Genomic DNA, 23347 nt, shown 5'->3' with positions numbered 1-23347 from the left:
GCTGGGGGTTTTTTATTGCTTCTAAAGCAAAGGGGAGTCGATGGGGAAAATTTCTAAACTTGAAATTCTATCATTAAAAGGTGGTGGCTTTAATGTCTTAATCCACGAAAAAGGTATAACAGTGGCACATTATTCTGCAGATGGCAAGTTAATCAGGGCGGCTGGTAATATCGATCTTCTTCCAAGTGAAATTAAAGTGACGCAAAAGAGTGATTTTTAACCAAGCTCAGTTTGACGACTGGGCTTTTTTATTGCCCCAAAAGCAAGGGGTGGAGATATGAAAATGAAAGACGCTGGGACGCAATCATATATCTGGTCAGGTTTTGGAGCTTTCTTCGCACTTCTCTCTCTTCAAGAGTGGCTAGCGGTTATCAGTTTAACAATTGGCGTTATCACAATGCTTGTGAATTCTTATTATAAAAAGAAAGATAATGAGAGAAAGAACGCAGAAAGAGCAAGACTTGAAGAACTTCATAAATTAAGAGTTGAGAGAATGAAGCTTAAACTTGAAAGAGAAAAAATGGGGGCGAAAGGTGAAGCACTCTAAAAAACTCGCCGTGTGTGCTGTTGCTTCGGTTATTGCGATTGTTCTTTCTAAGAATGACGGACGAATCCGCACGGGACAGAGAGGGCTAGAGATTATCGGCAACGCTGAAGGTTGTATGCTTGAGCCGTATCAGTGCCCTGCGGATGTGTTGACGGTTGGGATCGGTAGTACAGAAGCAAGCGGATTGAAGATAACTCGCAATAAACGATATACGCTGCAAGAGATTGCAGATCGCTGGATTCACGATCTCAAAAAAGCCGAACAGTGTGTAAATATGTTCGCCAGTGGGTACAGGCTGCCGCAAGGTGCGTTTGAATCGGCAGTGTCGATAACGTTTAACGTTGGATGTGGCGCTATGAGAAAATCAACGATGTTTAAGCACGCACGTAATGGCAATATTAAAGCAATGTGCGATCAGTTCCCGCACTGGGTATATGCTGGCGGTAAAGTATTGCGTGGGCTAGTTATTAGGCGAGAGAAGGAGAAAGAACTATGTTTAGCCGATTAACTCAGATTCTAATCGCCATCATTTTGGGCTTGTGCGTAGCGTTGTGGGTCCAGTTTCAGATTATTTCTAGCAAAAAAGCCGAGAATGCCGCACAAGCTCAAATTATTAATGAACAAGCTAAGAGTATTGAATCGCTCGAGAAGTACGAAAGAATCAATCGACTTCTCACGCTAGAAATTAGTCAGCTTGAGAGCGAAATTAGGGGAAAATCAGATGAAGCAATTAATTCTATTTCAGACAGTGAAAAGAGTGCTGACGCTCACAATGCTAGCACTCCTCGTTCTATTGTTGACTTCTTGCGCAAGTAAGCCAGTAGCACAAGTATGTCCGCAGATTCCAGCGGCACTTCTTGCTCACTTAGACAAAACAGGATTCAACGGCAAGACTTATGGTGATGTGTCTAAATATGCAGTAATACTCAAACGTGAGCGTGATATTTGTCTTCATCGTGTTGAGCAGATAAGACGTTGGCATGATGAGATGGATATGAGTAAATGATATTAATGGTGTGACTGATGAGTTCTAAATTAGAAAATGGTGCAGAAATAGGAAGTTATGGAGATGTTAAGGTCAGTAATTTCGAAAGATAATTAACCCGATAATGAGAAGAGGAAAACCAAGAAATACGGCAACCAGAGCAAGCAGTTTAGAGAGGTCGTTGTATTAAATGCGGTTATCTTTAGAAACACACACATACACAAAGAAAATATTCAAAAAGGATTGACCACTATGTCAAAAAAAGGCGAGATTAAATCCACGTCTAAAGGGCGTGGTAGACCTACAAAATATAAGGCTGAATATGCTATTCAAGTAGAAAAGTTATGTTTATTAGGGGCGATAGATAAAGATATTGCTGATTTTTTTTAGCGTTGATGAAGCAACAATAAACAGATGGAAGTTAGAACATTCTGATTTTTACGAGTCCATAAAGAAAGGAAAAATGCTAGCGGACGCAAATGTAGCTGAGAGGCTTTACAAAAGGGCGTTGGGATATGAGGCTCCTGATGTTGATATACGAGTTATTAACAATCAGATTGTGGAAACTTCGTTGATTAAGCACTATCCGCCCGATCCAACATCGGCAATTTTTTGGCTCAAGAATAGGCAACCAGAGAAATGGCGGGATAAGCAAGTTCAAGAGATTTCGGGAGTTGATGGCGGTGCGGTGCAGGTTGCAGTGAAAAAGGAAATCGATCTTTCGGTATATTCAGATGATGAACTTAGACTTCTTAGAGAGCTTAAGCGAAAGCAAGCTTAGTAATGAGTTAGCTCGCAGAAATTTGATTGATTTCACTACGCACACTAAGCCCGATTTCATTACAGGTTGGTTTAATGAAATTATTGCTCGTGAATTACAGCAATTTTACCAAGATGTTATTGATGGCAAGCAGCCTCGCTTAATGATTTTTGCTCCTCCTCGAAGTGGTAAGAGTGAATTATTTAGTCGTCGCTTTCCAGCTTGGGCTTTTGGTAAAAAGCCTGATTTACAAGTCATTGCTTGTTCTTATTCTGCTGATTTGGCTAGTCGAATGAACCGAGATGTGCAACGAATTATGGATGCTGAAAATTATCATGATATTTTCCCACAATCTTGGTTAAGCAATAAACGAATGACAACCATTTCAGGACAGGCACTTAGAAACAGTGAAATTTTTGAAATTATGGGACATAAAGGTGCATATCGTTCTGCTGGTGTGGGCGGTGGTATAACAGGTATGGGTGCTGATATTGCGATCATTGATGACCCTGTAAAAGATGCCAAAGAAGCTAATTCACAAACGGTTAGGAATAGTGTTTGGGATTGGTACACGACAACACTTTATACTCGTTTGTCACCTAATAGCGGCGTTTTATTGGGAATGACTCGATGGCACGAAGACGATTTAGCAGGGCGATTGTTGCAAGAAATGGAGAATGGTGGCGATCAATGGCGTGTTATTTCATTTCCTGCAATAGCAGAGCAGGATGAAATATATCGAAAAGAAGGCGAGCCATTACACCCTGAGCGTTTTGATTTAGATCGGTTAATTAAAATTAAAAATGCAGTGGGAACTCATACTTGGAATGCACTTTATCAACAAAGACCATCTAGCAAGGGTGGTGGAATTATTAAAGGTGAATGGTTTGGTCGATATAAAATTGCTCCACTAATTAAGCTTAAAGCTATTTATGTAGATACGGCTCAAAAAACAAAAGAACATAACGATTATTCTGTCTTTTTTGTCGCTGGTAAAGGAGTGGATGGGAAACTGTATATCTTGGATTTAGTTCGTGGTAAATGGGAAGCACCAGAACTTGAGCAAAAATTAAAAGATATATGGCAAAAACATAAGTCAGACACAAGTACGGGATTGATTACAAAAGCTCATATTGAAGATAAAGCAAGTGGGACAAGCCTAATTCAGAAGATTAAACGAGAGAGCCAAATTCCAATTAATCCTGTTCAGGTCGATAAAGATAAATATACAAGAGTGTTAGGTGTTCAAGGGTATATTGAAAGTGGGTATGTAATGCTTCCTGAGTATGCCTTTTGGGTTAATGATTTTATCGCTGAATGTGAGGCATTTACGGCGACAGATAGCCATAAACATGACGATCAAGTTGATACTCTGGTTATGGCAATTAACGATCAACTTTCTAGACCTCCGCAATTATGGGATGTTTTATGACACAAATTCAAATTAATGATGGATTAACATCACTTGCGACAAATCTTGGCAAGCGACAAGAGCAACTAAAATATACTAGTGGTTTTTGTTTGACTGATGACAAGGCACAATTAGATGCACTTTGGAAACAAAATTGGATTGTTCAAAAAATCTGTAATAAAAAAGCAAGAGATATGACACGAAAATGGCGTAATATTTTTTCGAATGATTTAGATGCAGAACATTTGGAGAAAATTGAAAGTATTGAACGCAAGATTAAATTAAAAGAGACGTTAGAAAAGGGTTGTGCATGGGCTAGTCTCTACGGTGGTGTTGCTATTCTTGTGTTAACTGAAAGAAGCACAACATTTCCTCTTAAGCCTGGTCAGCACATTGAGAAACTTATTATTCTTGAACAAAGCAAAGTGCAACCTAAGGGTGAGAGAAACGAAAATGTTTTTGATGACAATTTTGGCAAGTACGATATTTATACGGTAAATGGCAAAATTGATGTTCATTATTCAAGATTATTATTCATTAATGCAGTTGATAGGCCTTTAGAAGAGCAACATAACCAATTTTGGGGGCTTTCTGATATTGAGCAAGCATATGAAGTGCTTAAGCGATATGATGCACTAAGTACAAATACAGGTGATTTAGTCCAAGAAAGTAAAGTTGATGTTTTTAAAATGGACGGTTTAACTAATAAGCTTGCTGCTGGGTTTGAAAGTGATATTGCAAAAGCAATGACATCTATTCAACTCATTAAATCATCAACAAATATACTTCTTATTGACAAAGATAATGAGTATGACCAAAAAGAGCTGACATTTACAGGCTTGAGAGATTTGTTAATTGAGTTTCGTAATGCAGTAGCAGGGGCAGCAGAAATGCCTGTTACTATCTTGTTTGGTCAGTCTGTGTCTGGGCTTGCTAGTGGCGATGAAGATATTCAAAACTATCATGAATCTATTCATGGATTACAGGAAAATAGGCTAAGACCTGTATTTGAGAAACTAGATCCAGTTATCTCAACAATGGCTGTAGGATTTTACCCACAGGATTGGTGGTTTGAGTTTGTTCCACTAACCGAAATAAAACAAGAACAGAAAGTGAATATGCTTAATACATTCTCTGCTGCTACAAATGTTCTGATGCAAAATGGTGTATTAAGTGAGATTCAAGTAGCTAATGAATTGAAAGAAAGTGGTTTATTCGCTTCAATTTCTGCAGAAGAGATTGCCAAATTAGAGGAGCAAATGGATGTTAATGAATTTACCCGAGATTTGGAAGAACCAGAAGAATAAGCCGAAAATACGCAAGTTCAAACTGAATAAGACGAGTAAACAAACGGAATTTTGGTATAGTCGTCAGTTACTTGGTTTGGTTGGTGTATTAAGAAAACAAGTAGAAGGGGCATTGCAACAACCGCAATCCCCTTTTTTAATGGATAGCGATAATGATTTTAAAGCCTTTGATACTCAACGCTTTTTAGACATTGTCAAAAAATTATCAGGAAATGATCGCTCTTTAACCGTTGAAAATATAGCACAAGAGTTTGTAAAGCGTGGTAATCAACAAAACGTGCGAGAGGTAACAGCGAATTTACAACGTCAAACTGGTATAGATTTACAAGGTTTTCTCGGTAATAGTCCAGCCTTGCTTGAAAAGGTTAATTTGCTCACTACTGCTAATATACAACTGATTAAATCGATTAGTAGTCAGTATTTAGACAAAGTACAAACTGCAGTAACACAATCAGTTATGACAGGTAAGCTCAATGCTGATTTAGCCAAAGAGATTAGAGAGATTGGCAATGTAACAGAAAGCAGAGCAAGATTAATTGCACGTGACCAGTCATCAAAACTTAATGCCACATTAACCCAAGTTCGTCATCAAGATTTAGGTATTAAGAAATATCGTTGGAGTACATCAGGTGATGAGAGAGTAAGAAGTAGTCACGCTGAGAATGATGGCAAGATTTTTAGTTATGACGATCCACCTGAAACAGGACACCCTGGACACGAGATTAACTGTCGGTGTGTGCAGATACCAGTGTTGGATGAAAAGTCAGTGCAAGAGAAAATCACTCGCATTGAACGGATAGAAAAAGCGTTTAATACGCCAATTCCAGTCGATCCTACAGATAAAGTCGTACTACCCAAAGTAGAAACAAAGAGATTTGGTACGTTAGAATTTGGGGAGAAACAAGTTCGAGACAAGATTAAACATTATAGAAAGTATTTTAACCCGTTTGAGAAGAGATCTAATCCATCTGTGTGGCGTACATACCAAAAAGAGCTTATACGACAACTTAATCATAAAGACACCATTGCTTTTGGGCATTATAGAGATGTAAAAGACTCCAAAGTTTTCTATAATAGGAAAACTGGCTGGGTAATGATTTTTGTTAATGGAGTGTATTTATCGTCAATGAAAATGATCAGGCACTCAAGCCAATGGAAAAATTACCTTAAAAATGGGAGATTGGGATAATGACTGAGCTATTAAAATTAGCCATAGATTTCCATAATAAGAAAATATCTGTAAATGAATTCCAAGAATTGTATTTAGATAAATGGAACGGTGGAACCAAGGGAGTGACGCAAGATGAGCAGAATAAAGAAATTAGTATTTATTATGCCACTGAGTGTTACAACCCTAACGGAATTTATCTGCATAATGGTGAAATTGATGAAGTCCAGTTAAGAAAAGAGATTGCTGAGCATCTAAGAGAATTAAAACTGGTTGATTAAGTTCAAAGCACATAAATCTCACAATTAGAAAATATATCGAAAAACAAGAATGCCCTGATTAGAGCGTTAGTGCTTACATCTCCACCTAAATCAAAGATTATAGGTGGAGAATTACGCACAATAAGTTAAATATGGTTCTTATGGCTTTCTTGTCGGTTCGGTAGTATATTATAACAGAGACACTGGCGGTGTTGCGGTATTTGATGAAGACGGTAATTTTGTTACTTTCATCAAAATGGATAAGAAATCCGCTCAGTGGAGAAATTTCCTTAAAAACGGATTATTGAGATAATGAAAAGTAAAATACTGGATACAGCTATTGATTTTTATCAGGGGCATATCTCAGCCATACAATTTTCAGAACTTTTTGTTGATTTGTTTTATAGTAATAAACAATCGGCAGATGAATTAGAAGCGGAAGCCGAAGCAAGCATTTTTTTAGCGGCAGATGCTTATTCAGTAGATGTACCGGAGCAACAAGAAGAAGTTACTAATTTAGGCAGGATAAGTGCTTGTCGGTTAAAGTTGGAAGTAGGAAAAGTATTGAGTAAGGCTAAGTTAATGCAAAACTCATAGAATGGGAAGCAAGATTTGCGAGAAAGTAAAAAAGATGCTTATCATCGTATGATGGCGATGAATTAATTTAAAAAGAAGAGTAGCCCACATAAACCTTGGAGTGATGAATTTAAAGAAAAAGCTGAAAAAACATACAATAACTTTGCTATTTTGGGTATAATTGTAGATGTACACGGTTTGGTTCGCTATTTACAACGCTTTAATGATATTGATGTTTCTCAAATGGCAGAAATTATTAAGCAAACAGAGCCTGATTTTTATGATGAAGAAACAGAGCATTTAGTTCGTTTTTTACCTAAGAAAAAATTAGCAATTATTCAATCTAAAAAAGATAAGCAAATTGTTTCTTTTGTGAAACGTTCAAGAGAAAGTAAAAAATGGAAAAAAATAAAATAATGGCATACTTAAAAGTAGTTGGTGACTTTGTTTCACTTGAGCGAAATGGGGAAAATGCTAAAAAACTATTGGCTTTGGTGCCTGATGATATTATTCAAAATGCTGAAGGCTACCAAATACAAGGTGACAATTGGCACGCTTTAACATTTTTGCTTGAAGATTGGGCATTTGATTTACAAGGAAACATTGAAAATGACGATCTTGATATTCTTATTGATGAAATAGGAATGCATTTTAATCAGTCGAAAGATGGCGTTATGATGAAAGGAAATAAGGCTCTATCAATACTGCATCAGAAGGCTTTAAATAAAGCCGTGGAATGTTATTTTTAATAACTAAATTTATTACAAACCTAGCCAAGAGCTAGGTTTTTTATTACCAATCAACCCGATCCGTAAAGGTCGGGTTTTTTATTGCCTGCAAGATAGAGATGTACACTCGACAAGCGGTGTGTTTTCTCTCGCTCACTGCTTCTTGTAGGCTTCTTTTGCGAGAGAGAAGAGAGAGTAAAATGAAACTGATCGATATTAAAGATTTTAACCAATTTGTTCAGATTAAAAATAACCAAGTTATTACAGATTCTTTAACCGTAGCTACCGTATTTGGCAAGCACCATAGAGATGTATTAGAAAAGGTTAGAAGCCTTGATATTCCTAGCGAATACCGTCAGCGGAATTTTACGCAGACGGTCATTGAACGTCAAAGCCCAAACGCTTACCATATAACAACTTTTAATTTGTAAAAAACTCACCAAATCAGACCGCTTGCAACCCACGTTGCAAGTGGTGTTTGGCATAGCTGGAATTTATAGAAAATGCAAAAAACAAAACCCCGAACACGGCAATGCTCGGGGTTTTTCTTTACCTATTTCAACGCAATTAAAACAGGAGTATTAAAATCGTGGGTATTTTAACCTTAATTTTTCCAACATTCAAGGAGCTAACAATGCAATATGGTTTATTAGAAAGTGTATTAGGTTTAGCCTTTTTAATTCTCGTTTGGCGATTACCCAATATCTTATCAGTACTCAAAGATTGGAGAAATTAGAATGGCTAAAAAGCGTAAATATCATTCCAGCATTGAGATCAACATTGATTTTGGCGTGGTTGCTTTTTGGTGCTTTATAGGGTTTGTCATCTGCCACTTTTTTAAATAGGAGTTTAGGGCAATGACTGAACGTTTATCTACACTCAGATTTTGGGGCATTTGGTTGCTAGGCTTTCTTATTGCGTCATCAACCTTTATCAATGCAATTAAATGGTGGTAACAAATGAAATTCACAGACAAAGGCTCAAGTCAAAGAGCGGTAACAAAAGACGGCTATTTAGTTGTACCAGCAACGATTTCTAAAGTAGGCGTATTTGACTACCACGCAAGCGAATTAGGCTTGCAAGAAATGGCAGTGAAAAAAGTGGCTCGTACGGAAAACTCTTTATTTTCAGACCGCACTTTAGCCAGTTTTGAAGGGGTACCTTTAACTATTGGACACCCAGCACAAGGGGTCAATGCGAAAAACTGGAAAGAATTATCTGTAGGTGTGGTGAGAAATGTTAAGCGTGTAAATGATACCTTAGTGGCTGAAGCTTGGGTTTATGACGAAGATGCCATTAAGTTAATTCAAGATGAGGGTATTGAAGAGCTTTCTTGTGGATACGACTGCGATATTGTCACCACAGCAGTTCAGGATGCTGATTTTGAGATGTCGCCGATGATCGGCAACCATGTCGCTATTGTGGCGAAAGGGCGATGTGGACCAACTGTTAAATTCGCCGATGAGGATAGAACCATTATGAGTAAAAGTGTGAAATTCCTTGATGCCTTGCTTGGTGCGTTTGGTATTAAGTTATCAGATGAGCAAAAACAAAAGGTGGAAGAGGAAGAAAAGAAAGAAGAGGGCGAAAAACAGCCATCATCTAAATCTGAAACTAAGCCTGAAAAAACGGTTGAAAAAGATAAGGAAGAACCAAAGGAGAAAACAAAAGTGAATAATGCAGCATTAGTGCAAGAAAACGAACGACTCAAAGCACAAATTAAAGAGTTGCAAGATGCTCAAAAATCTACAGCAGAAGAAAGTAAACGCACTGCTTTATTAGCCGATGCGAAAGTACATTTCGCTGATGTCACCTTTACCGACAAAGCAACAGTGCGTGAAATTCAACAAGGTGCAGTAGTATCTACAGGTATTTTTACTGAAGATGAAGCAAAAAAACTTTCAGATGCGGAGATGGCTGGTGCTTATGTCGCAGCAAAAGCCACTGCGAAGAAGCTTGCTGACCAAAACTTAGGACGTGTGTTAATTGGTGATGCAACACCAACACAACGATTTGATTTTAACTCTTACAACGAAGGAGCAAAATAATGGCATTTGCAATTAATACTGCAGTTGCGACTGCTGGCAACATTGGCAAAGGTGGATTAGCTAACTCAAAAGCTATTGCCTATATGAACGAAGGCGAAACCGCATTAGTAGCAGGACGTTTTGTCGCGTTATCTGAAAAAGGTGTAAAAGCCTTATCTGCTAAAACTGACACCGTTGCTGGTGTGGTAGTGCGTAACGTGATTAAAGACGAAACCCCACAAGGTCAGCTTTGTGATGTAATGCATATTGGTACAGCAGACAGCATTTGGGTTGAGATTGCTAAAGGGGTGGATGACCTCAAGCGTGGCGATAAAGTGCATGTTGTTGCTGTGGCGAATGCTTCTAAGCTTGTCGGCACTATTCAAAAAGACAAAGATGATGAGAACTGCATTAAAACCGACTACACCGTGATTAAAGTAGCAGGCAATATTGCAGAAATTACCCGTTTATAACTAGAAGGAATGAAATAACTATGCCACATATTAATATTTTACGCTCGGCATTAACTGAGGTGCAAACAGGCATCAATCGTACAAAATACCCTGATATTGTGTTCCCACATTTTGTGCATATCAATTCACAAGGGAGCGAGCTTGCTGATGAAATCCTAAGTTTTAGCTCTGATATTACTGGAGACTTAGACAGTGGCTTGATTTCAATGAATACTAGTGTATTCGATCAGGTTGGTGTAACTTTTAACCACAAAAAAGTACCATTAGTCACTTGGATGAAATTAGTTGAATGGCACGAGTTTGAGATTAAAAAAGCGGCTGCATTGGGTGTTCAGGTAAACACTGAAAAACTCTATGCACTTAACCAAAACGCACACCAAACTTTGCAAAAAGTGGCGTTTTTAGGACACGCATTAGATACTCGCTTAAAAGGCTTGTTAAATGCAGAAGGTGTTGAAGTGTTTGAACCAAAAGGCAAAAAAGCGATTAATGCAATGAATTATGCTGAGGCGGTCAAATTTTTTGAAGAAATTTTTCTGCGTTCAGTAGAAAAAACCTATCGCATTGCTGTGCCTGATACTTTTGCTATTGATAGTGCAGATAAAGCTCATTTGGCATTATTAGAACGTCCAAATTCGGATAAATCTGCCCTTGAGTGGCTAGAAGAAAAACTTAAAGGTGCAGCTGGCAAGTATATTAAAATTGAAGCTTTGCCATCTAACTTTGCGAAATTAGCCAAAGAAAGCAAAACGCGAGCGTTAGTTTACACTAATGACAAAAATTATGTGGAAATGAACGTACCAAAATCACCTACAGTAATTGGAGCAGGCAAGAAAGATCTTGTTACTTATCAATCAGGTTTAACTATGGTGTTTGGTGGCGTAAACTTCAAAGAGCCACAATCGGCTTTATACGTTGATTATTAATATTAAGGAGTAGTGAATGTCATTACAAAACAGTTTTATAAAGCGTTATCCTGAATTTAAAGATGCCGACCTTGAACAAGTCGGCATTTTTATTGAAGATGCAAAAGCCGAAATTAGCGAAAAGCAGTGGGGGCAACTGTATGGACGTGGCGTAATGGCATTAGCTGCTCACTTGCTCAGAATAAGTTTTAACTTAAAAGAAAGTCAGGGCGGAGCAATTCGCCCTATTGTTTCTGAAACAGCGGGTGAACTTTCAGTAAGTTATACTCAATCGATTTCAAACCCTAGTGATGATTTCTATCAAACAAGTGCTTATGGCCAAGAATATTTACGACTTCGTAAATTGATTGGCATTGGGATAATTGTAGTATGAGTATCTCGATTTCTGGTAATTTTAATGCACTTAAGAATTTAGCTAAAACACTGGATGAGCTTGTTAAGAGAGATGTTTTCGTGGGTATTCCAGAAGAAGCTAATAAATCATTAAAAGATCAACCTAGTTTCAATATGGCTAGTCTTGCAGCAGTGCTTGAATTTGGCAACGACCGTATTCCAGAACGCCCTTTTTTAAGACGGACACTAAATGACAATCAGGAAAAGTATAGTTTAATGTTCGTTAATCTGTTTAAGAAAGGTGTTGAGCCAGAAAAAATCTATAAACAACTTGCGTTAATTGCTCAAGGTGATGTTCAAGAAAATATTGTGCATGGGAATTGGGTGCCGAATAACCCGAAGACGATTAAACGTAAAGGTTCGAGCAAGCCACTTATTGATACAGGTAAATTGCGACAGTCAATAAAAGGAATAGTGAGATGAGCTTAATTAATCAACGTGGACGATTGAATAATAGTTTGTTTAGGCAAACCCTAATGCTAAAAAGGCTAAAAGGTGAACATTCTGCAGAGGGGTTTAACGCAATTTACTCTGAACCTGAAAAGATAGTTGCCATTGCAATTCCAACGACACAAAACGATATGCAATCAATGCCAGAGATGGAGCGTTTTTTACCATCAATGAAGTTTTTTACTGGTGTTCAGTTGTCAATTGGCGATCTAGTTCATTTTAGAAACCACGACTATAGAATCATAAAAGCAGGAGAGTGGGGGGATTATGGATACTACAACAATATCGGAGTTCGACATAGTGCGACTGCGAAAGTTGATTCAAATGGCTTTGAAATTACCTGATGGTTCTGTATTAGGTGGCTGGCTACCAGATAATAAACTTTCAAAATTTATTACTGTCGATTTAATTTCAAGCAAAGAAATAGGACTAAGTAAGCGTAGATTTGATGGGCAAAAAGAAAGAATTATAACTAGTTGCTTGAGTATGGTTAGTGTTTCTTGTTACGGCTCTAATGCAGTAAGAGTAGCAATGAAGCTGAGAACAATCTTACAAAGTTCAGAAATAATTGATGCATTTAAGACGATGAATGCAGGTATTGTTAGCTTCTCTGATGTGCGAAACCTTACTGCAACTATTTTAGCTAATTTTGAGGAGAGAGGGCAATTTGATTGTGAAATTTCACATCATCATGTTGTTGAAACTACACTTAATTCAATCGAGCAAGTTGATATTACAACAAACAATCATTTAGTTAAACAAATAAGAGGAAATTCATAATGGCTTTATCTATTTCGAATATTGTCAATGTGCAGCTCAATACCGTACCAAAATCGGCACCACGTAAGGATTTTGGTGTAGTTGCATTATTTACACCAGAGGCAGGAATCGCTTTTAACGATGCGGTAACTCGTTATGTTTATGTGCAAAGCCAACAAGAAGTAGAGCAACTTTTTGGCTCTAATTCAGAAACATCAAAGGCAAGTTTTCCATTTTTTAGTCAAAGTCCACGTGCAAAACAGTTGATTATTTGTCGCTGGCAGAAATCTGGAACAACAATTCCACAAACTTCGAATAAATTATCAGGCGCAGTTTTAAATAATGATCTAGATGATTTTAAAAATATCTCGAATGGTTATTTTAAATTCATTGTTGGTGATAAAACATTAGAGATTAAAGGTGTTAATTTAACAAAAAGCACTGGATTGCATAATGTTGCTACCAAAATCCAAGAAAAGCTAACCACGCTAACTGCAGGTGTGACAATTACGTATGATGATGTAGGTAATCGTTTCATAGTGACTAGTTCAACCGCTGGAGTTCATTCAGACACAGTGATGAAATATGCATTCGATGATGGTCAAGATGGTCAGTACATTGGAGCAATGCTTAAGCTTGAAAATGGTCAGGCATTGTCTGAAAAAGGTGTTGCACAAATTGTTTTAAAAGCGGAAAAAGTAAATCAAGCGTTATTTAATGTCGCTGAAGTGAATAATAGTTGGTATGGTTTTACTTTTGCAGCACAACTGACAGATCCACAAATTGAAAGCTGTGCTAAATATGCACAGAGTAATACAAAGTTATTCGGAGTAAATGTTATTCGTGCAGAAAATCTCGAATGGAAAGCAACGAATATCTTCAAGAAACTTTATGATGCACAATTAGATCACACATTGGCAATTTTTGACAAGGACGATTTATACGCCGCATCTTCAGCATTGGCACGTCTTTTATCGGTCAACTTTGCAGCGAATAACTCAACAATGACGTTGAAGTTTAAAACACAGCCTGGAATCACTGCTGATGATGTGACTGCAACTGAACATAATAAAGCTAAACGCTTAGGTATCAATACTTATACCTATTATGACGATGTAGCAATGATCTCAGAGGGTACAGTTATTGGTGGTAAGTTTGCAGACGAGATTGTAATTCTTGATTGGTTCACTGATGCAGTTCAGAAAGAAGTGTTTGCACGTCTTTATAAATCACCGACTAAGATCCCACTTACTGATAAAGGTCAAGCTGTACTTATTTCAGCAGTAGAGAAAGTGTGTCTTGAGGGGATTAATAACGGTGCATTCGCTTCTGGTCAATGGACGGGAGATGGTTTCGGATCGCTTAAAACAGGTGATTATCTTGAGAAAGGTTACTATGTCTGGGCTGCACCAATGGATACACTTTCAGACAGTGACAAAGAACAACGCACAGCAACACCAATTCAAGTGGCTGTTAAACTAGCTGGTGCAATTCATTTCGTTGATATTATCGTTAATTACAATCGATAAGGAGTAAAAAATGGCAGTATTTGATCCAAAAGAAGTCAGTGTTTTATTGGATGGTAGAGAGATTAGTGACTGGGCAGATGGTGCTGATGTCATTAGCGTGAATTATTCTGTTGATGATGGTGAATATATTATCGGTGCAGATGGTCGAGGTATCTTTATTGCAAACACTGACAAGTCAGGCACGCTGAAACTCAAGGTTAAACAACATTCTGAAGATAACGCTTATTTAATCAAACTGCGTAATCAACAAAAAAATAGTATTAAAACGTTCGCACCTCTGACGTTATCTATTCGTGACTTAATGAATGGTGATGTTGTGACGGCGACAAAAGGTTATTTCACTACACCGCCAAACTTTGTACGTGGGCAAGGACACAATGCACAAACTTGGACAATTAAATTTGAAAATGTTGTGATGAATCTTGAAAAAGGAGTGTAATTTATGGAGATGCAACACGAGTTTGAATTAAATGGTGTACGCTATGTAATGACACCAGCAAATGCAATGGGGGCGTGGTGTGCGATTAAAAACGCATTAAAACTTGTTCAAGGTGTGGATTTGTCTAGTGTAAAAGCGGGTGAGAAAGAACAGGTTGGTTATGCTGTTTTAACGCATTTATTGTCTTGTCTTGGCGATCCAAGTGTAAAAGCATTGGAAGATATTGTACTCAAGCATACAACTTGTTGTGTTGATGGTTCACAGTATCGACTGTCAGATAATCCAGACAAACACTTTAACCAATATCGCAGTCATTTAATCCAAGTATTGGCAGAGGGGGTGAAATATCAATTTGCGGATTTTTTCAGCGGTGGGGCTACATTGCTAACCTCTATTCTTCCAAACACCAAAAACAAGTAAGCCAGTCTAAAATTGACTGGTTTATTTTTACACCGATAGTCAAAAAATACTGCACACTTTACGAGCTAAGGTCAGTTTATTCATTAGCCGACCTTTTATCATTTCACGAAGTTATTGCAGAAATAGCACAACAGGAACAAGCAAATGTTACTCAATGAGTTACTGATAAAAATTGGGATAAAAACCGATGAGAAAGATTTAGATAAGTTAAAAGAAACAAATAGCTTGCTTGGAAAACTTCCTATTACTGCAGGGATTATTGGTACTGCATTTGCAGGTGCGGTTGCTGGGTTAACCGCATTTGCAGATGTACAACTTACAGCTCTTGATGATATTCATCAGTTATCTAAAGTAACGGGTGATGCAGTTGATAAAATCTATCAGTTAGGTAAGGTCGCTGAAGTAAATGGATCTTCATCAGAGGCAGCACAATCATCGATTAAAGGGTTGTCAAGAGCAATTGGTGAAGCTGCAGTTGGTATGGGGCGTGGTGCAAAAGCATTCGAACATTACGGTCTCAGAGCAAAAGATGCGGATGGTAATGTAAAAGACTCAATCACAATGATGGGTGAATTGAGTGATAAAATGCAGTCAATGAGCGAGCAAGAGCAGATAGCAATGCTGTCTAAGCTTGGCATTGATGAAACAATGATTCAGACATTAAGGCTAGGCAAGCAAGAACTTACTGAGTTAATGGCTGAACGCGATAAGATGACGCTTGGAGTTGGGACAAAAGAAAATGCTCAAATAGCAGCTGACTTTAAGGACTCTTTGACTGATTTAAGTCAGATGATTAAAGCTGTAGGTGAATATCTTTCACTGAAATTTGCTCCTGCAGTTCAGCGAATGATTGAACGGTTTAAAAATTGGTTTGTGGTCAATAATGATCTGATTAAAAAAGGATTGTCTGTACTGAGTGATTCTATCGCATGGATGATTGATTTTTTTAGCCGCTTTATTAGCACAATCGATTTACTCATAACGAACACTATTGGTTGGGAATATGCAATTTATCTTGTTGGTGCAGCATTAATTTGGTTGAGTCGCAAAATGCTCATTGCATTTGCTACAAATCCAATAATGTGGGTGATTGCAGCAATAACAGGGCTATTCTTGTTGATTGATGATTTTTTAGGTTTTTTACGTGGTGAGGAATCTTTATTTGATGAATTCTGGGGGAAGTGTGTTGCAGGTATTAAGTGGGCTAATGATAAATGGAAGGAACTTTTAGAATGGTTTGATTCTTCTACATTAGGAGAAAAATTTAAAGCTTATCCTAATGTGATCGCTATTCCTTTTGCGCTCGGATTTACCATAATTAAATCGCTGTGGGATCTCCTTACAGGAAAGGAGATCACGATGGATAGTATAGAAAATACATTTAAGAGTGCAACAGAGCTTATTAAGACACCGTTTAAAGTTGCGTTTGATTGGATCAAAGAGCAGTACAATACATACATACAGCCTATCATTGACGGAGCGAAAGCTATAGGTGATTTCTTTACTGGTGGAGATAGTAAGAATAATAACGTTATGTCAAATACAGGTTATTACGATATGTTAAGCGTAGATCCAAGTGGTCAATTCTTATCATTGCCTAAAAATGCTATTTCAAATACAAGAGCGGACAATCGTATGACAAACAGCAATAACAAAATCACACAACACTTCACAATTAATGGTTCTAGTGATTTAGTTAAAGATGTCAGTAAGGTTACACTTGATGCTACTAATGCAGTCTTAAACACGAAAACAAGTGTAGTGATGTAAGGAGAGTTAATGTTTAATTTTGCACAAATATCAAACAGACATATTGGTAAAATTACACTTGATGTTGTGACGACAGAGGAGCATACATCAGAACTTTCTATTACTGACAATCCAATTGAGAGTGGTGCTGAAATTGCCGATCATGCTGTGGCTAAGCCAAAACAAGTAACTATTGTCGGTGTTGTGGTCGATCACGATCATGATAATGCAGGACTAAATATTCCCAATGTGGGCAATATTAGAGGAGCGAGCGATTTCTTAAACGGATTACCTCTTCCAGCTAAAGTGATTTCGCAGACACAGCAAACTATTTCTAAAGCAACACGTATAGCTAGTCAAGTGCAAGGCGTTATTGATACTGCTAAACAGACTATTAATAAAGTGCGGTCGATTGCTCCGTTTTTGCCTGATTTTGGTTTAGGCGGATTATTAGATAGTTCTGAAGCAAGTGGACGAGTGCGAAAGTGTTATGCGGATTTAGTGTCAATTCAGAAAGCAGGTGAAACTATTGAAATTCAAACAGGATTATTGCTTTACAAAAATATGATGATTGAATCTATTTCGATTAGGCAAACAAAGGATAGTAGTGCTGAATTTACGATAACAGCAAGAGAGGTTTTTATCGTGGATACTGCAACAGTTTCTATGAGTAAATCCTCTGTGGCAGGGAGGAAAAAGAGTGGGCGTGCGGGCATTCAATCGGCAACTAAAATTCAGCAAGGTACAACACAACCAAGTAAGCCGAAAAGAAAAACATTGCTTAAACGTCTCTTTTGATAATGAGGTTTGATATGTTACAAATTCCAGTCACACAAGATCCATTCCAAGAGCAAACATTTGAATTCAATAGTGTAAAGATACGTTTAACATTGCGGTTCAATAGTATAGGTAATTTTTGGGCGATGGATGTTTTTGAGCCAGTTTCACAAAAGCAAATTTGCAATGGAGCATCGTTAGTTTGCGGTATTCCATTATTGTATAGAACGACACAAAGCTATTTCTTTTGGGTAGAAGATGAGAGTGGTGCATATTTAGATCCTATGACAATTGAAGATTTAGGCACAAGGTGTTTTCTGTATATTGGAGTGAAAGATGAAGCAATTCGGACGGCAATGGAAAGTTGAGTTGAGTAACGATAATGAGACGTTAATTATTGAACAATTAAGGGTCTCTTTTGAAATTAACAAAACAATCAATGAAAAACCTAATCCAGCAAAAATCAGTATATGGAATCTCAACAGAACGCATATAAACCAAGCCTTAAGCCAATCTTTTAAAAAACTGACTTTGTTTGTTGGGTATCACGAATTAAGAACAATTTATCTTGGCGATATTAATAAGATCAAAGTTAGATGTGATGGATTGGATTTTATTTTAGATATTGAATGCTCAGATGGGTTCAAGGCTTATGCAGAATCTATGGTGTCATCTACCTTAAAGCAAGGTGCAACAGATGAGCAAATTATCAAAGAAATTCAAAAGACAATGCCAAAAATTAATGAAAGTGCGGTCGATATTCCTAATAAAAGACAGCTCCCACGTGGGCGAGTAATGAATGGTGATAGTCGAGAGCTACTTAATCGCATAGCAAAAAATAACAATGCAGACTGGTCCATTCAAGATGGTAATCTTGTTTTTCTACCGAAAGACAAAGTGATTAATGATGACGTTATTCTACTGTCACAAGAAACAGGAATGCTTGGTATGCCAGAGCAAACAGACGACGGTTTAGAGCTATATTGCTTGCTTAATCCAGCACTTCAAATTGGTAATCTTGTCAAAGTTCAATCAATCCTAGAGTATTTTAACGGTGAATATAAAGTCATTAAATTATCACATCATGGCGATGGTTTGGGTGGTGATTGGGTAAGTAGATTAACTGTTATCGGTGGAAAATTTAAAAAAGTCGAAAAGGAAAAGAAATTTTCATAAAAGGTGCAGTGAGTGCAATCAAGAGTAGATAACCGTTTGTCTGAAAAGATGAGCGGTTTTTTTGTTTTTAAAAAGATGAGGTGATAATGTCAAACTATAATACACATTTAGCAACGTCTGAGACAGCGACTGATGAGCAAATCAGATATTCTCAACTGAATTTGCATACCTCACTACCAGCAAAAGTAGTTAATTTTGATCCAACAAACCAAACAGTAACACTCGCAATACAGATTAAACAGATCTTAAAAGGTGGCAAGTCCGTACAGATTCCACCTCTTGTTTATGTACCAGTCTCTTTCCCACGAGGTGGAGGCTTTGCCTTTACTTTCCCACTAATAGCAGGAGACGAGGGCATTGCCTTATTTAGCGAGAGATGTATAGATGGCTGGTGGCAATCATCAAAAGTGTCTGAACCGTTAGATTATCGTTTTCACGATCTTTCAGATGCAATGTTTATCCCTGGTATTTGTTCTATACCAAATGCAGTTAAAGGCTTTTTCATGAACGGTCTTTCAATGCAAACGATGGATGGTAGCACGTTTATTAGAGTGACAGATGGAACGATACTAATTAAAGGTAATATTCAGCATACGGGCAATACCACACAGACAGGGGAATTCTTAGCGACTGGAACTATATCAAGCAATACGGATGTGGTATCCGCTGGTATTTCTGGTAAATCGCACGTACATACTGGAGTGGCTAATGGTCCAAGTAAAACAGGAGAGCCTAAATGAGAGTAAGACGACTTGATAAAAAACATGATTGGACATTTGGTAATGGTTTTAATAGCTACGCGAATCAAAGTGAGTCCATCGCACAGTGTGTAACAACACGTCTTTGGTCTTTCACAAATGATTGGTTCTTAGATTTAGATCATGGCTTGCCTTGGTTAGATAAAATGGGAAAAGCTATAAACCTTAGTGAGCTTGAATTGAAGATAAAAAGGCAGGTATTAGAAACGCAAGGTGTGAAACAACTCACGCATTATGAATCAAACTTTAATGCTGACGAACGAACACTGACAATTATAGTTGATTATTTAGATATATACGGCACTTCACATAGTGCCGTTTATCGTTCTTGAGGAGTAAAAAATGGCTAAACTTGTAGAAAGGGGCATTGTGATTGAAAGGCTTGATTCTATTCTAGAGAGATTCGAGCAAGGATTTAAGCGGATATACGGACAGAGTATTAATATCGATCCTGATACACCTGACGGACAGATGATTGGTATTTTAGGTCAGATTAAAGTTGATTTAGAAGAGTTGTCAGAAGATGTTTACAAGCAATTAGATCCTGATTTAGCAACAGGTGCTTGGTTAGAACAAAGAGTAGCCTATGCGGGACTAATTAGACGAAAAGCAAGTTATAGTTACTTACGTTCAGTCATTTTAACAGGCGATCCACATGCTGAAATAAACAGTCTAATCGTATCAGATAACAATAAAGTGCGGTGGATTTTAGACCAAAAAGTGACATTAAATGAATCAGGGGCTGCGAGAGCAGATTTTAGAAGCGAGGAGCTTGGAGCCTTTAGTTTAAATGCTCATACACAACTCACTATTGAAACAATTACGCTTGGCTTAAACAGTGTCACAACTTCGGTAGATGCAGAAATTGGTATTGAAGAAGAAACTGATAGTCAATTAAGGCAGCGTTTTTTCAAATCACGAGCAAGAGGTGCAATTAATTCAGCAGAGGCAATTGAAGGTGAGATTAGTGACTTGCTTGATGTGAAACAAGTCATTGTCTTGGAAAATAACACATCACAAGTAGATTCGGCTCAAGTGCAACCACACTCTATTAATGTGATTGTTGAAGGTGGCAATGAAGCTGATATTGCAAAAGTGATCTACAAAAACAAAGGTGCTGGCATTGGTTTGCAAGGAAACTCCTCTGTTAATTTAATGATAAACGGCAAGCAAAGAATAATAAAGTTCGACAAAGCAACACCAACAGACATTCATGTCAGTATGATACTTGTTCGATATGAAGATTTCACAGAGATAGATAAAGATGAAGTTAAAAGAATGCTATCGAATGTGAAATTCAAAATAGGTGAGGATGTTTCTCTCTCAAGACTTTATAGCCCAATAAATACTGTCGGTGGTTTTTGGGTTAAAAGTTTGAAAATAGGCAAAAACGCTGATGTGTTGAATGCTGAAAATATTGTGATTAAGCCGAGAGAACTTGCACGAATTCAGCGAGCAAATATTCAAATTGAGGTAGAGTGATGTCTTATTCTAACTTATTGATTTGGCAATATCGGCATAAGCCTAGAGCAGTTGCAACAATTAAGCTTTTTGAAAATATTTTTGGATCAAGTTTTGTCGATCTAAACAATCTTAAAAATGTTTTAAATATTGAAGAATCAACAGGTCATCAGCTAGATTTGGTTGGTAAACATGTTGGCCAACTCAGAATTATTAATGGCTATCAGCTTAGAAAATTCTTTGGTTTTCATACATCACAATACGCCCTCAGTTTTGGACGACTAAATCAGAACGTAGGTGGCCAATGGTATAGAAGACGAGATCCGCTAGCAGACAGTGTGCGGCTATCTGATGAAGATTATAGATTTTTGATCAAATGCCAAATATTGAAAAACTATCAAACAGGCACGCTACCAAACATTATCGAAGCGTGCTTGTTTGTTTTTGGCGAGGGTTGTGATGTGACAGATAACTACGATATGACAGTCTCTATATCTATCCCAAGATCAAAAATGACAGATTTTAAGAAATTTGCAGTCGAACACTTAGATATTTTGCCACGCCAAGTTGGTGTTAAATTCAATTATTCAATTCAATAGAAGAGGTTAAAAATGACAATCCAAAATAAACCCGATGAAAAAATTTTTGCAAGCAAAGCTAAACATCAAGAAGTCAGTGAATTTCCTGATGTTGAAAGAGGGTGGGGGTTCACGTTTGAACAAACTGGAGGAATTCCAACAATGGAGCATTTTAATGCTTTGTTTAAGCGGATTGATGAACATTTTAATTATATGTTACAGCATGGTTTGCCTGAATGGTCCGCGACATTGGACTATCCTATAGGTGCATACGTTCAATATGATAATAAAACCTACCGAGCAAAAAAAGCGAGCAAAAACCAACGTCCAGATATTGTTGATTCTACTTATTGGGTAAGATGGTCGATTGATTATAAAGAAATCAGTAATTTCATTGATGAAGCTGGGAAAAAAGGCGTCCCCCTCGGCTCTATTGTGGCATTCCCAACACAGGTGAGAAGCCCACAAGGCTTTTTGCTGTGCGACGGCTCAACCTTTGAGCAAGACACCTACCCAGATTTATACCGCACTTTAGGCAATAGCAACAAACTCCCAGACCTTACAAAAAGCGATGTCGGCATGCTCGCTTATTTTCCATTCGACCAAATCCCAGAGGGCTGGCTCCCTTGTAACGGCGACGGCATTACCAAAGCCGACCACCCAGAACTATTTGACCGCCTCAAAGAAAAATACGGCACCTACCAAAGCGGCAACACCGAATACGCACGCCTACCCAACGCAGAAGATAGATTTATCCGCAACGCCGACAACGGCTTAACGGTAGGGCAAAAGCAAGAAGATGCAATAAGAAATATTACAGGTACGTTCACTTCATACCGAAGAACAGACCGAAAATATTTACCACTTCCTAGCGGAACATTTAGTCAAGTTAAAACGCTTAATGGTTGCATGGGAAATGGGGGGAGCGATGATTGGGCAGCGGAAATTAAATTAGATGTAAGTAAGGCGGACGGCGTAAACGTAGCAGACGAAAACCGCCCAAAATCAATCGCCTTTAAACTCTGCATTAAAGTCAAAAGCAATTTTGACCAAATCCGCTTTTTTATCAAAGCCTATGGAGCAGTCACCAATATCGGCAATTTAAACGCAGGGAACTTATCCAATGAAATTCAAAGCTTAAAAAGAAAATTATCAAACCTTGAATTATCCTTTGTAAAAAAAGTGGAATACAGAAAAACGAAGAAAAAAATATTACGCATTAGCAAAGGCATTCAAGGCGAAACCATATGGCGAGGCAAAACAAGCGATCCAGTAGTGTGCAAAACAAAAAATAAAGGCGGTGTGATTTACGTTTTATTCAATATCAAAAGCAAGGAAGTAATAACCAAACGTCACGGCTTTCATAGCATCACAAGAAAGGAAACAATAACCAAAGGTTACGGCATTCACGAGGACCGCTGGCTATCTTTCCCCCTCCTTTATGCAGACGGCACCGTAATAGGCGACACCGACACAGGGGGCGACGCTGGAGATTATAACTACAATACTGTAATAGGCATTCAAACAAAAGCGGTTAAAACTGAATATGGTATATACACAGGCGAAACCGAAATCACTATCACCCCATTAATAGATAAAGATATAGGCAGTTGGAAAGACAGTTGGCGAGATAGAACCGCTGTAATCAAAGAAGTAATTGCCTTAGGCGGTGAAGAATTTAACCAAGAAC

34 protein-coding genes are annotated in these 23347 nt (G+C 37.8%); all 34 read left to right on the top strand.

Going from position 1 to position 23347, the window contains the following annotated elements; translation table 11 throughout:
- Positions 1–40 precede the first annotated feature (40 nt).
- On the top strand, positions 41–220 hold the full coding sequence (locus tag ACFQ02_RS00170) for a hypothetical protein (protein ID WP_380817785.1): 180 nt from the start codon (positions 41–43) through the stop codon (positions 218–220).
- Positions 221–277: 57 nt separating this feature from the next.
- Positions 278–547: a phage holin gene (locus ACFQ02_RS00165; RefSeq protein ID WP_380817784.1), complete on the top strand. Its 270-nt coding sequence runs from the start codon at positions 278–280 to the stop codon at positions 545–547.
- Positions 534–1055, top strand: coding sequence for a lysozyme (locus ACFQ02_RS00160; protein ID WP_380817783.1), 522 nt, complete (start codon positions 534–536; stop codon positions 1053–1055). Before ACFQ02_RS00165 ends, ACFQ02_RS00160 begins: the two co-directional genes overlap by 14 nt.
- Positions 1040–1363, top strand: coding sequence for a DUF2570 family protein (locus ACFQ02_RS00155; RefSeq protein WP_380817781.1), 324 nt, complete (start codon positions 1040–1042; stop codon positions 1361–1363). Before ACFQ02_RS00160 ends, ACFQ02_RS00155 begins: the two co-directional genes overlap by 16 nt.
- Positions 1341–1553, top strand: coding sequence for an Rz1-like lysis system protein LysC (lysC, locus tag ACFQ02_RS00150; RefSeq protein ID WP_380817780.1), 213 nt, complete (start codon positions 1341–1343; stop codon positions 1551–1553). The genes ACFQ02_RS00155 and lysC overlap by 23 nt, the downstream gene beginning before the upstream one ends.
- 231 nt (positions 1554–1784) lie before the next feature.
- On the top strand, positions 1785–1922 hold the full coding sequence (locus ACFQ02_RS00145) for a hypothetical protein (protein ID WP_380817779.1): 138 nt from the start codon (positions 1785–1787) through the stop codon (positions 1920–1922).
- Positions 1906–2313: a helix-turn-helix domain-containing protein gene (locus ACFQ02_RS00140; RefSeq protein WP_380817777.1), complete on the top strand. Its 408-nt coding sequence runs from the start codon at positions 1906–1908 to the stop codon at positions 2311–2313. The genes ACFQ02_RS00145 and ACFQ02_RS00140 overlap by 17 nt, the downstream gene beginning before the upstream one ends.
- Complete coding sequence (terL, locus tag ACFQ02_RS00135; RefSeq protein ID WP_380817776.1) at positions 2267–3724, top strand: phage terminase large subunit; 1458 nt, start codon at positions 2267–2269, stop codon at positions 3722–3724. The genes ACFQ02_RS00140 and terL overlap by 47 nt, the downstream gene beginning before the upstream one ends.
- A gap of 5 nt (positions 3725–3729) precedes the next feature.
- Complete coding sequence (locus ACFQ02_RS00130) at positions 3730–5010, top strand: anti-CBASS protein Acb1 family protein (protein WP_380818178.1); 1281 nt, start codon at positions 3730–3732, stop codon at positions 5008–5010.
- The gene (locus ACFQ02_RS00125; RefSeq protein WP_380817774.1) at positions 4967–6199 is read left to right on the top strand and encodes a phage head morphogenesis protein; all 1233 of its coding nucleotides are present in this window, start codon (positions 4967–4969) and stop codon (positions 6197–6199) included. Before ACFQ02_RS00130 ends, ACFQ02_RS00125 begins: the two co-directional genes overlap by 44 nt.
- Positions 6199–6459, top strand: a complete 261-nt coding sequence (locus ACFQ02_RS00120) for a colicin immunity domain-containing protein (RefSeq protein ID WP_249961097.1) — start codon at positions 6199–6201, stop codon at positions 6457–6459. The genes ACFQ02_RS00125 and ACFQ02_RS00120 overlap by 1 nt, the downstream gene beginning before the upstream one ends.
- A 291-nt stretch (positions 6460–6750) precedes the next feature.
- Positions 6751–7035: a hypothetical protein gene (locus ACFQ02_RS00115; protein ID WP_380817771.1), complete on the top strand. Its 285-nt coding sequence runs from the start codon at positions 6751–6753 to the stop codon at positions 7033–7035.
- A 150-nt stretch (positions 7036–7185) separates the two neighbouring features.
- A complete protein-coding gene (locus ACFQ02_RS00110; RefSeq protein ID WP_380817768.1) occupies positions 7186–7431 on the top strand; it encodes a hypothetical protein in 246 nt (81 codons plus the stop codon).
- Positions 7413–7763, top strand: coding sequence for a hypothetical protein (locus tag ACFQ02_RS00105; RefSeq protein ID WP_380817765.1), 351 nt, complete (start codon positions 7413–7415; stop codon positions 7761–7763). The genes ACFQ02_RS00110 and ACFQ02_RS00105 overlap by 19 nt, the downstream gene beginning before the upstream one ends.
- A 179-nt stretch (positions 7764–7942) precedes the next feature.
- Complete coding sequence (locus ACFQ02_RS00100; RefSeq protein ID WP_380817763.1) at positions 7943–8173, top strand: hypothetical protein; 231 nt, start codon at positions 7943–7945, stop codon at positions 8171–8173.
- 528 nt (positions 8174–8701) lie between these two features.
- Positions 8702–9790: a DUF2213 domain-containing protein gene (locus ACFQ02_RS00095; protein ID WP_380817761.1), complete on the top strand. Its 1089-nt coding sequence runs from the start codon at positions 8702–8704 to the stop codon at positions 9788–9790.
- Positions 9790–10242 carry a structural cement protein Gp24 gene (locus tag ACFQ02_RS00090; protein ID WP_380817760.1) on the top strand — a complete coding sequence of 151 codons (453 nt, stop codon included), beginning with the start codon at positions 9790–9792 and terminating at the stop codon, positions 10240–10242. The genes ACFQ02_RS00095 and ACFQ02_RS00090 overlap by 1 nt, the downstream gene beginning before the upstream one ends.
- 20 nt (positions 10243–10262) lie before the next feature.
- A complete protein-coding gene (locus ACFQ02_RS00085) occupies positions 10263–11168 on the top strand; it encodes a major capsid family protein (RefSeq protein ID WP_380817758.1) in 906 nt (301 codons plus the stop codon).
- 16 nt (positions 11169–11184) lie between these two features.
- A complete protein-coding gene (locus ACFQ02_RS00080) occupies positions 11185–11541 on the top strand; it encodes a DUF4054 domain-containing protein (RefSeq protein WP_380817757.1) in 357 nt (118 codons plus the stop codon).
- The gene (locus ACFQ02_RS00075) at positions 11538–11984 is read left to right on the top strand and encodes a hypothetical protein (RefSeq protein WP_380817755.1); all 447 of its coding nucleotides are present in this window, start codon (positions 11538–11540) and stop codon (positions 11982–11984) included. The genes ACFQ02_RS00080 and ACFQ02_RS00075 overlap by 4 nt, the downstream gene beginning before the upstream one ends.
- A complete protein-coding gene (locus tag ACFQ02_RS00070) occupies positions 11981–12355 on the top strand; it encodes a hypothetical protein (RefSeq protein WP_380817753.1) in 375 nt (124 codons plus the stop codon). Before ACFQ02_RS00075 ends, ACFQ02_RS00070 begins: the two co-directional genes overlap by 4 nt.
- Complete coding sequence (locus ACFQ02_RS00065; protein WP_380817751.1) at positions 12336–12791, top strand: phage neck terminator protein; 456 nt, start codon at positions 12336–12338, stop codon at positions 12789–12791. Before ACFQ02_RS00070 ends, ACFQ02_RS00065 begins: the two co-directional genes overlap by 20 nt.
- Complete coding sequence (locus tag ACFQ02_RS00060) at positions 12791–14299, top strand: DUF3383 domain-containing protein (RefSeq protein ID WP_380817750.1); 1509 nt, start codon at positions 12791–12793, stop codon at positions 14297–14299. Before ACFQ02_RS00065 ends, ACFQ02_RS00060 begins: the two co-directional genes overlap by 1 nt.
- Positions 14300–14309: 10 nt before the next feature.
- Positions 14310–14738 carry a phage structural protein gene (locus tag ACFQ02_RS00055; RefSeq protein ID WP_380817748.1) on the top strand — a complete coding sequence of 143 codons (429 nt, stop codon included), beginning with the start codon at positions 14310–14312 and terminating at the stop codon, positions 14736–14738.
- Between the two features lie 3 nt (positions 14739–14741).
- Positions 14742–15158 carry a phage tail assembly chaperone gene (locus ACFQ02_RS00050; RefSeq protein ID WP_380817746.1) on the top strand — a complete coding sequence of 139 codons (417 nt, stop codon included), beginning with the start codon at positions 14742–14744 and terminating at the stop codon, positions 15156–15158.
- Between the two features lie 144 nt (positions 15159–15302).
- Positions 15303–16928, top strand: a complete 1626-nt coding sequence (locus ACFQ02_RS00045) for a tail length tape measure protein (protein ID WP_380817744.1) — start codon at positions 15303–15305, stop codon at positions 16926–16928.
- 9 nt (positions 16929–16937) lie between these two features.
- The gene (locus tag ACFQ02_RS00040) at positions 16938–17705 is read left to right on the top strand and encodes a phage baseplate protein (RefSeq protein WP_380817742.1); all 768 of its coding nucleotides are present in this window, start codon (positions 16938–16940) and stop codon (positions 17703–17705) included.
- 14 nt (positions 17706–17719) lie between these two features.
- Positions 17720–18052, top strand: a complete 333-nt coding sequence (locus tag ACFQ02_RS00035; RefSeq protein WP_380817740.1) for a phage baseplate plug family protein — start codon at positions 17720–17722, stop codon at positions 18050–18052.
- On the top strand, positions 18021–18860 hold the full coding sequence (locus ACFQ02_RS00030; protein WP_380817738.1) for a phage protein: 840 nt from the start codon (positions 18021–18023) through the stop codon (positions 18858–18860). The genes ACFQ02_RS00035 and ACFQ02_RS00030 overlap by 32 nt, the downstream gene beginning before the upstream one ends.
- A gap of 86 nt (positions 18861–18946) precedes the next feature.
- Positions 18947–19600 (top strand): Gp138 family membrane-puncturing spike protein, encoded by a 654-nt coding sequence (locus ACFQ02_RS00025; protein ID WP_380817736.1) that lies wholly within the window; start codon positions 18947–18949, stop codon positions 19598–19600.
- Positions 19597–19950, top strand: coding sequence for a hypothetical protein (locus ACFQ02_RS00020; RefSeq protein WP_380817734.1), 354 nt, complete (start codon positions 19597–19599; stop codon positions 19948–19950). Before ACFQ02_RS00025 ends, ACFQ02_RS00020 begins: the two co-directional genes overlap by 4 nt.
- A gap of 10 nt (positions 19951–19960) precedes the next feature.
- A complete protein-coding gene (locus tag ACFQ02_RS00015) occupies positions 19961–21100 on the top strand; it encodes a baseplate J/gp47 family protein (RefSeq protein WP_380817732.1) in 1140 nt (379 codons plus the stop codon).
- Positions 21100–21678 (top strand): DUF2612 domain-containing protein, encoded by a 579-nt coding sequence (locus tag ACFQ02_RS00010; RefSeq protein ID WP_380817731.1) that lies wholly within the window; start codon positions 21100–21102, stop codon positions 21676–21678. The genes ACFQ02_RS00015 and ACFQ02_RS00010 overlap by 1 nt, the downstream gene beginning before the upstream one ends.
- A 12-nt stretch (positions 21679–21690) precedes the next feature.
- Positions 21691–23347: tail fiber protein (locus tag ACFQ02_RS00005; RefSeq protein WP_380817729.1), on the top strand; the 1657-nt coding region annotated here is incomplete at its 3' end.

Source organism: Seminibacterium arietis (genome assembly GCF_042675725.1).
Classification (GTDB): Bacteria; Pseudomonadota; Gammaproteobacteria; order Enterobacterales; family Pasteurellaceae; genus Seminibacterium; species Seminibacterium arietis.
Note: the sequence above shows the minus strand (reverse complement) of the source record. Positions and strands in the feature narration are given on the sequence as shown.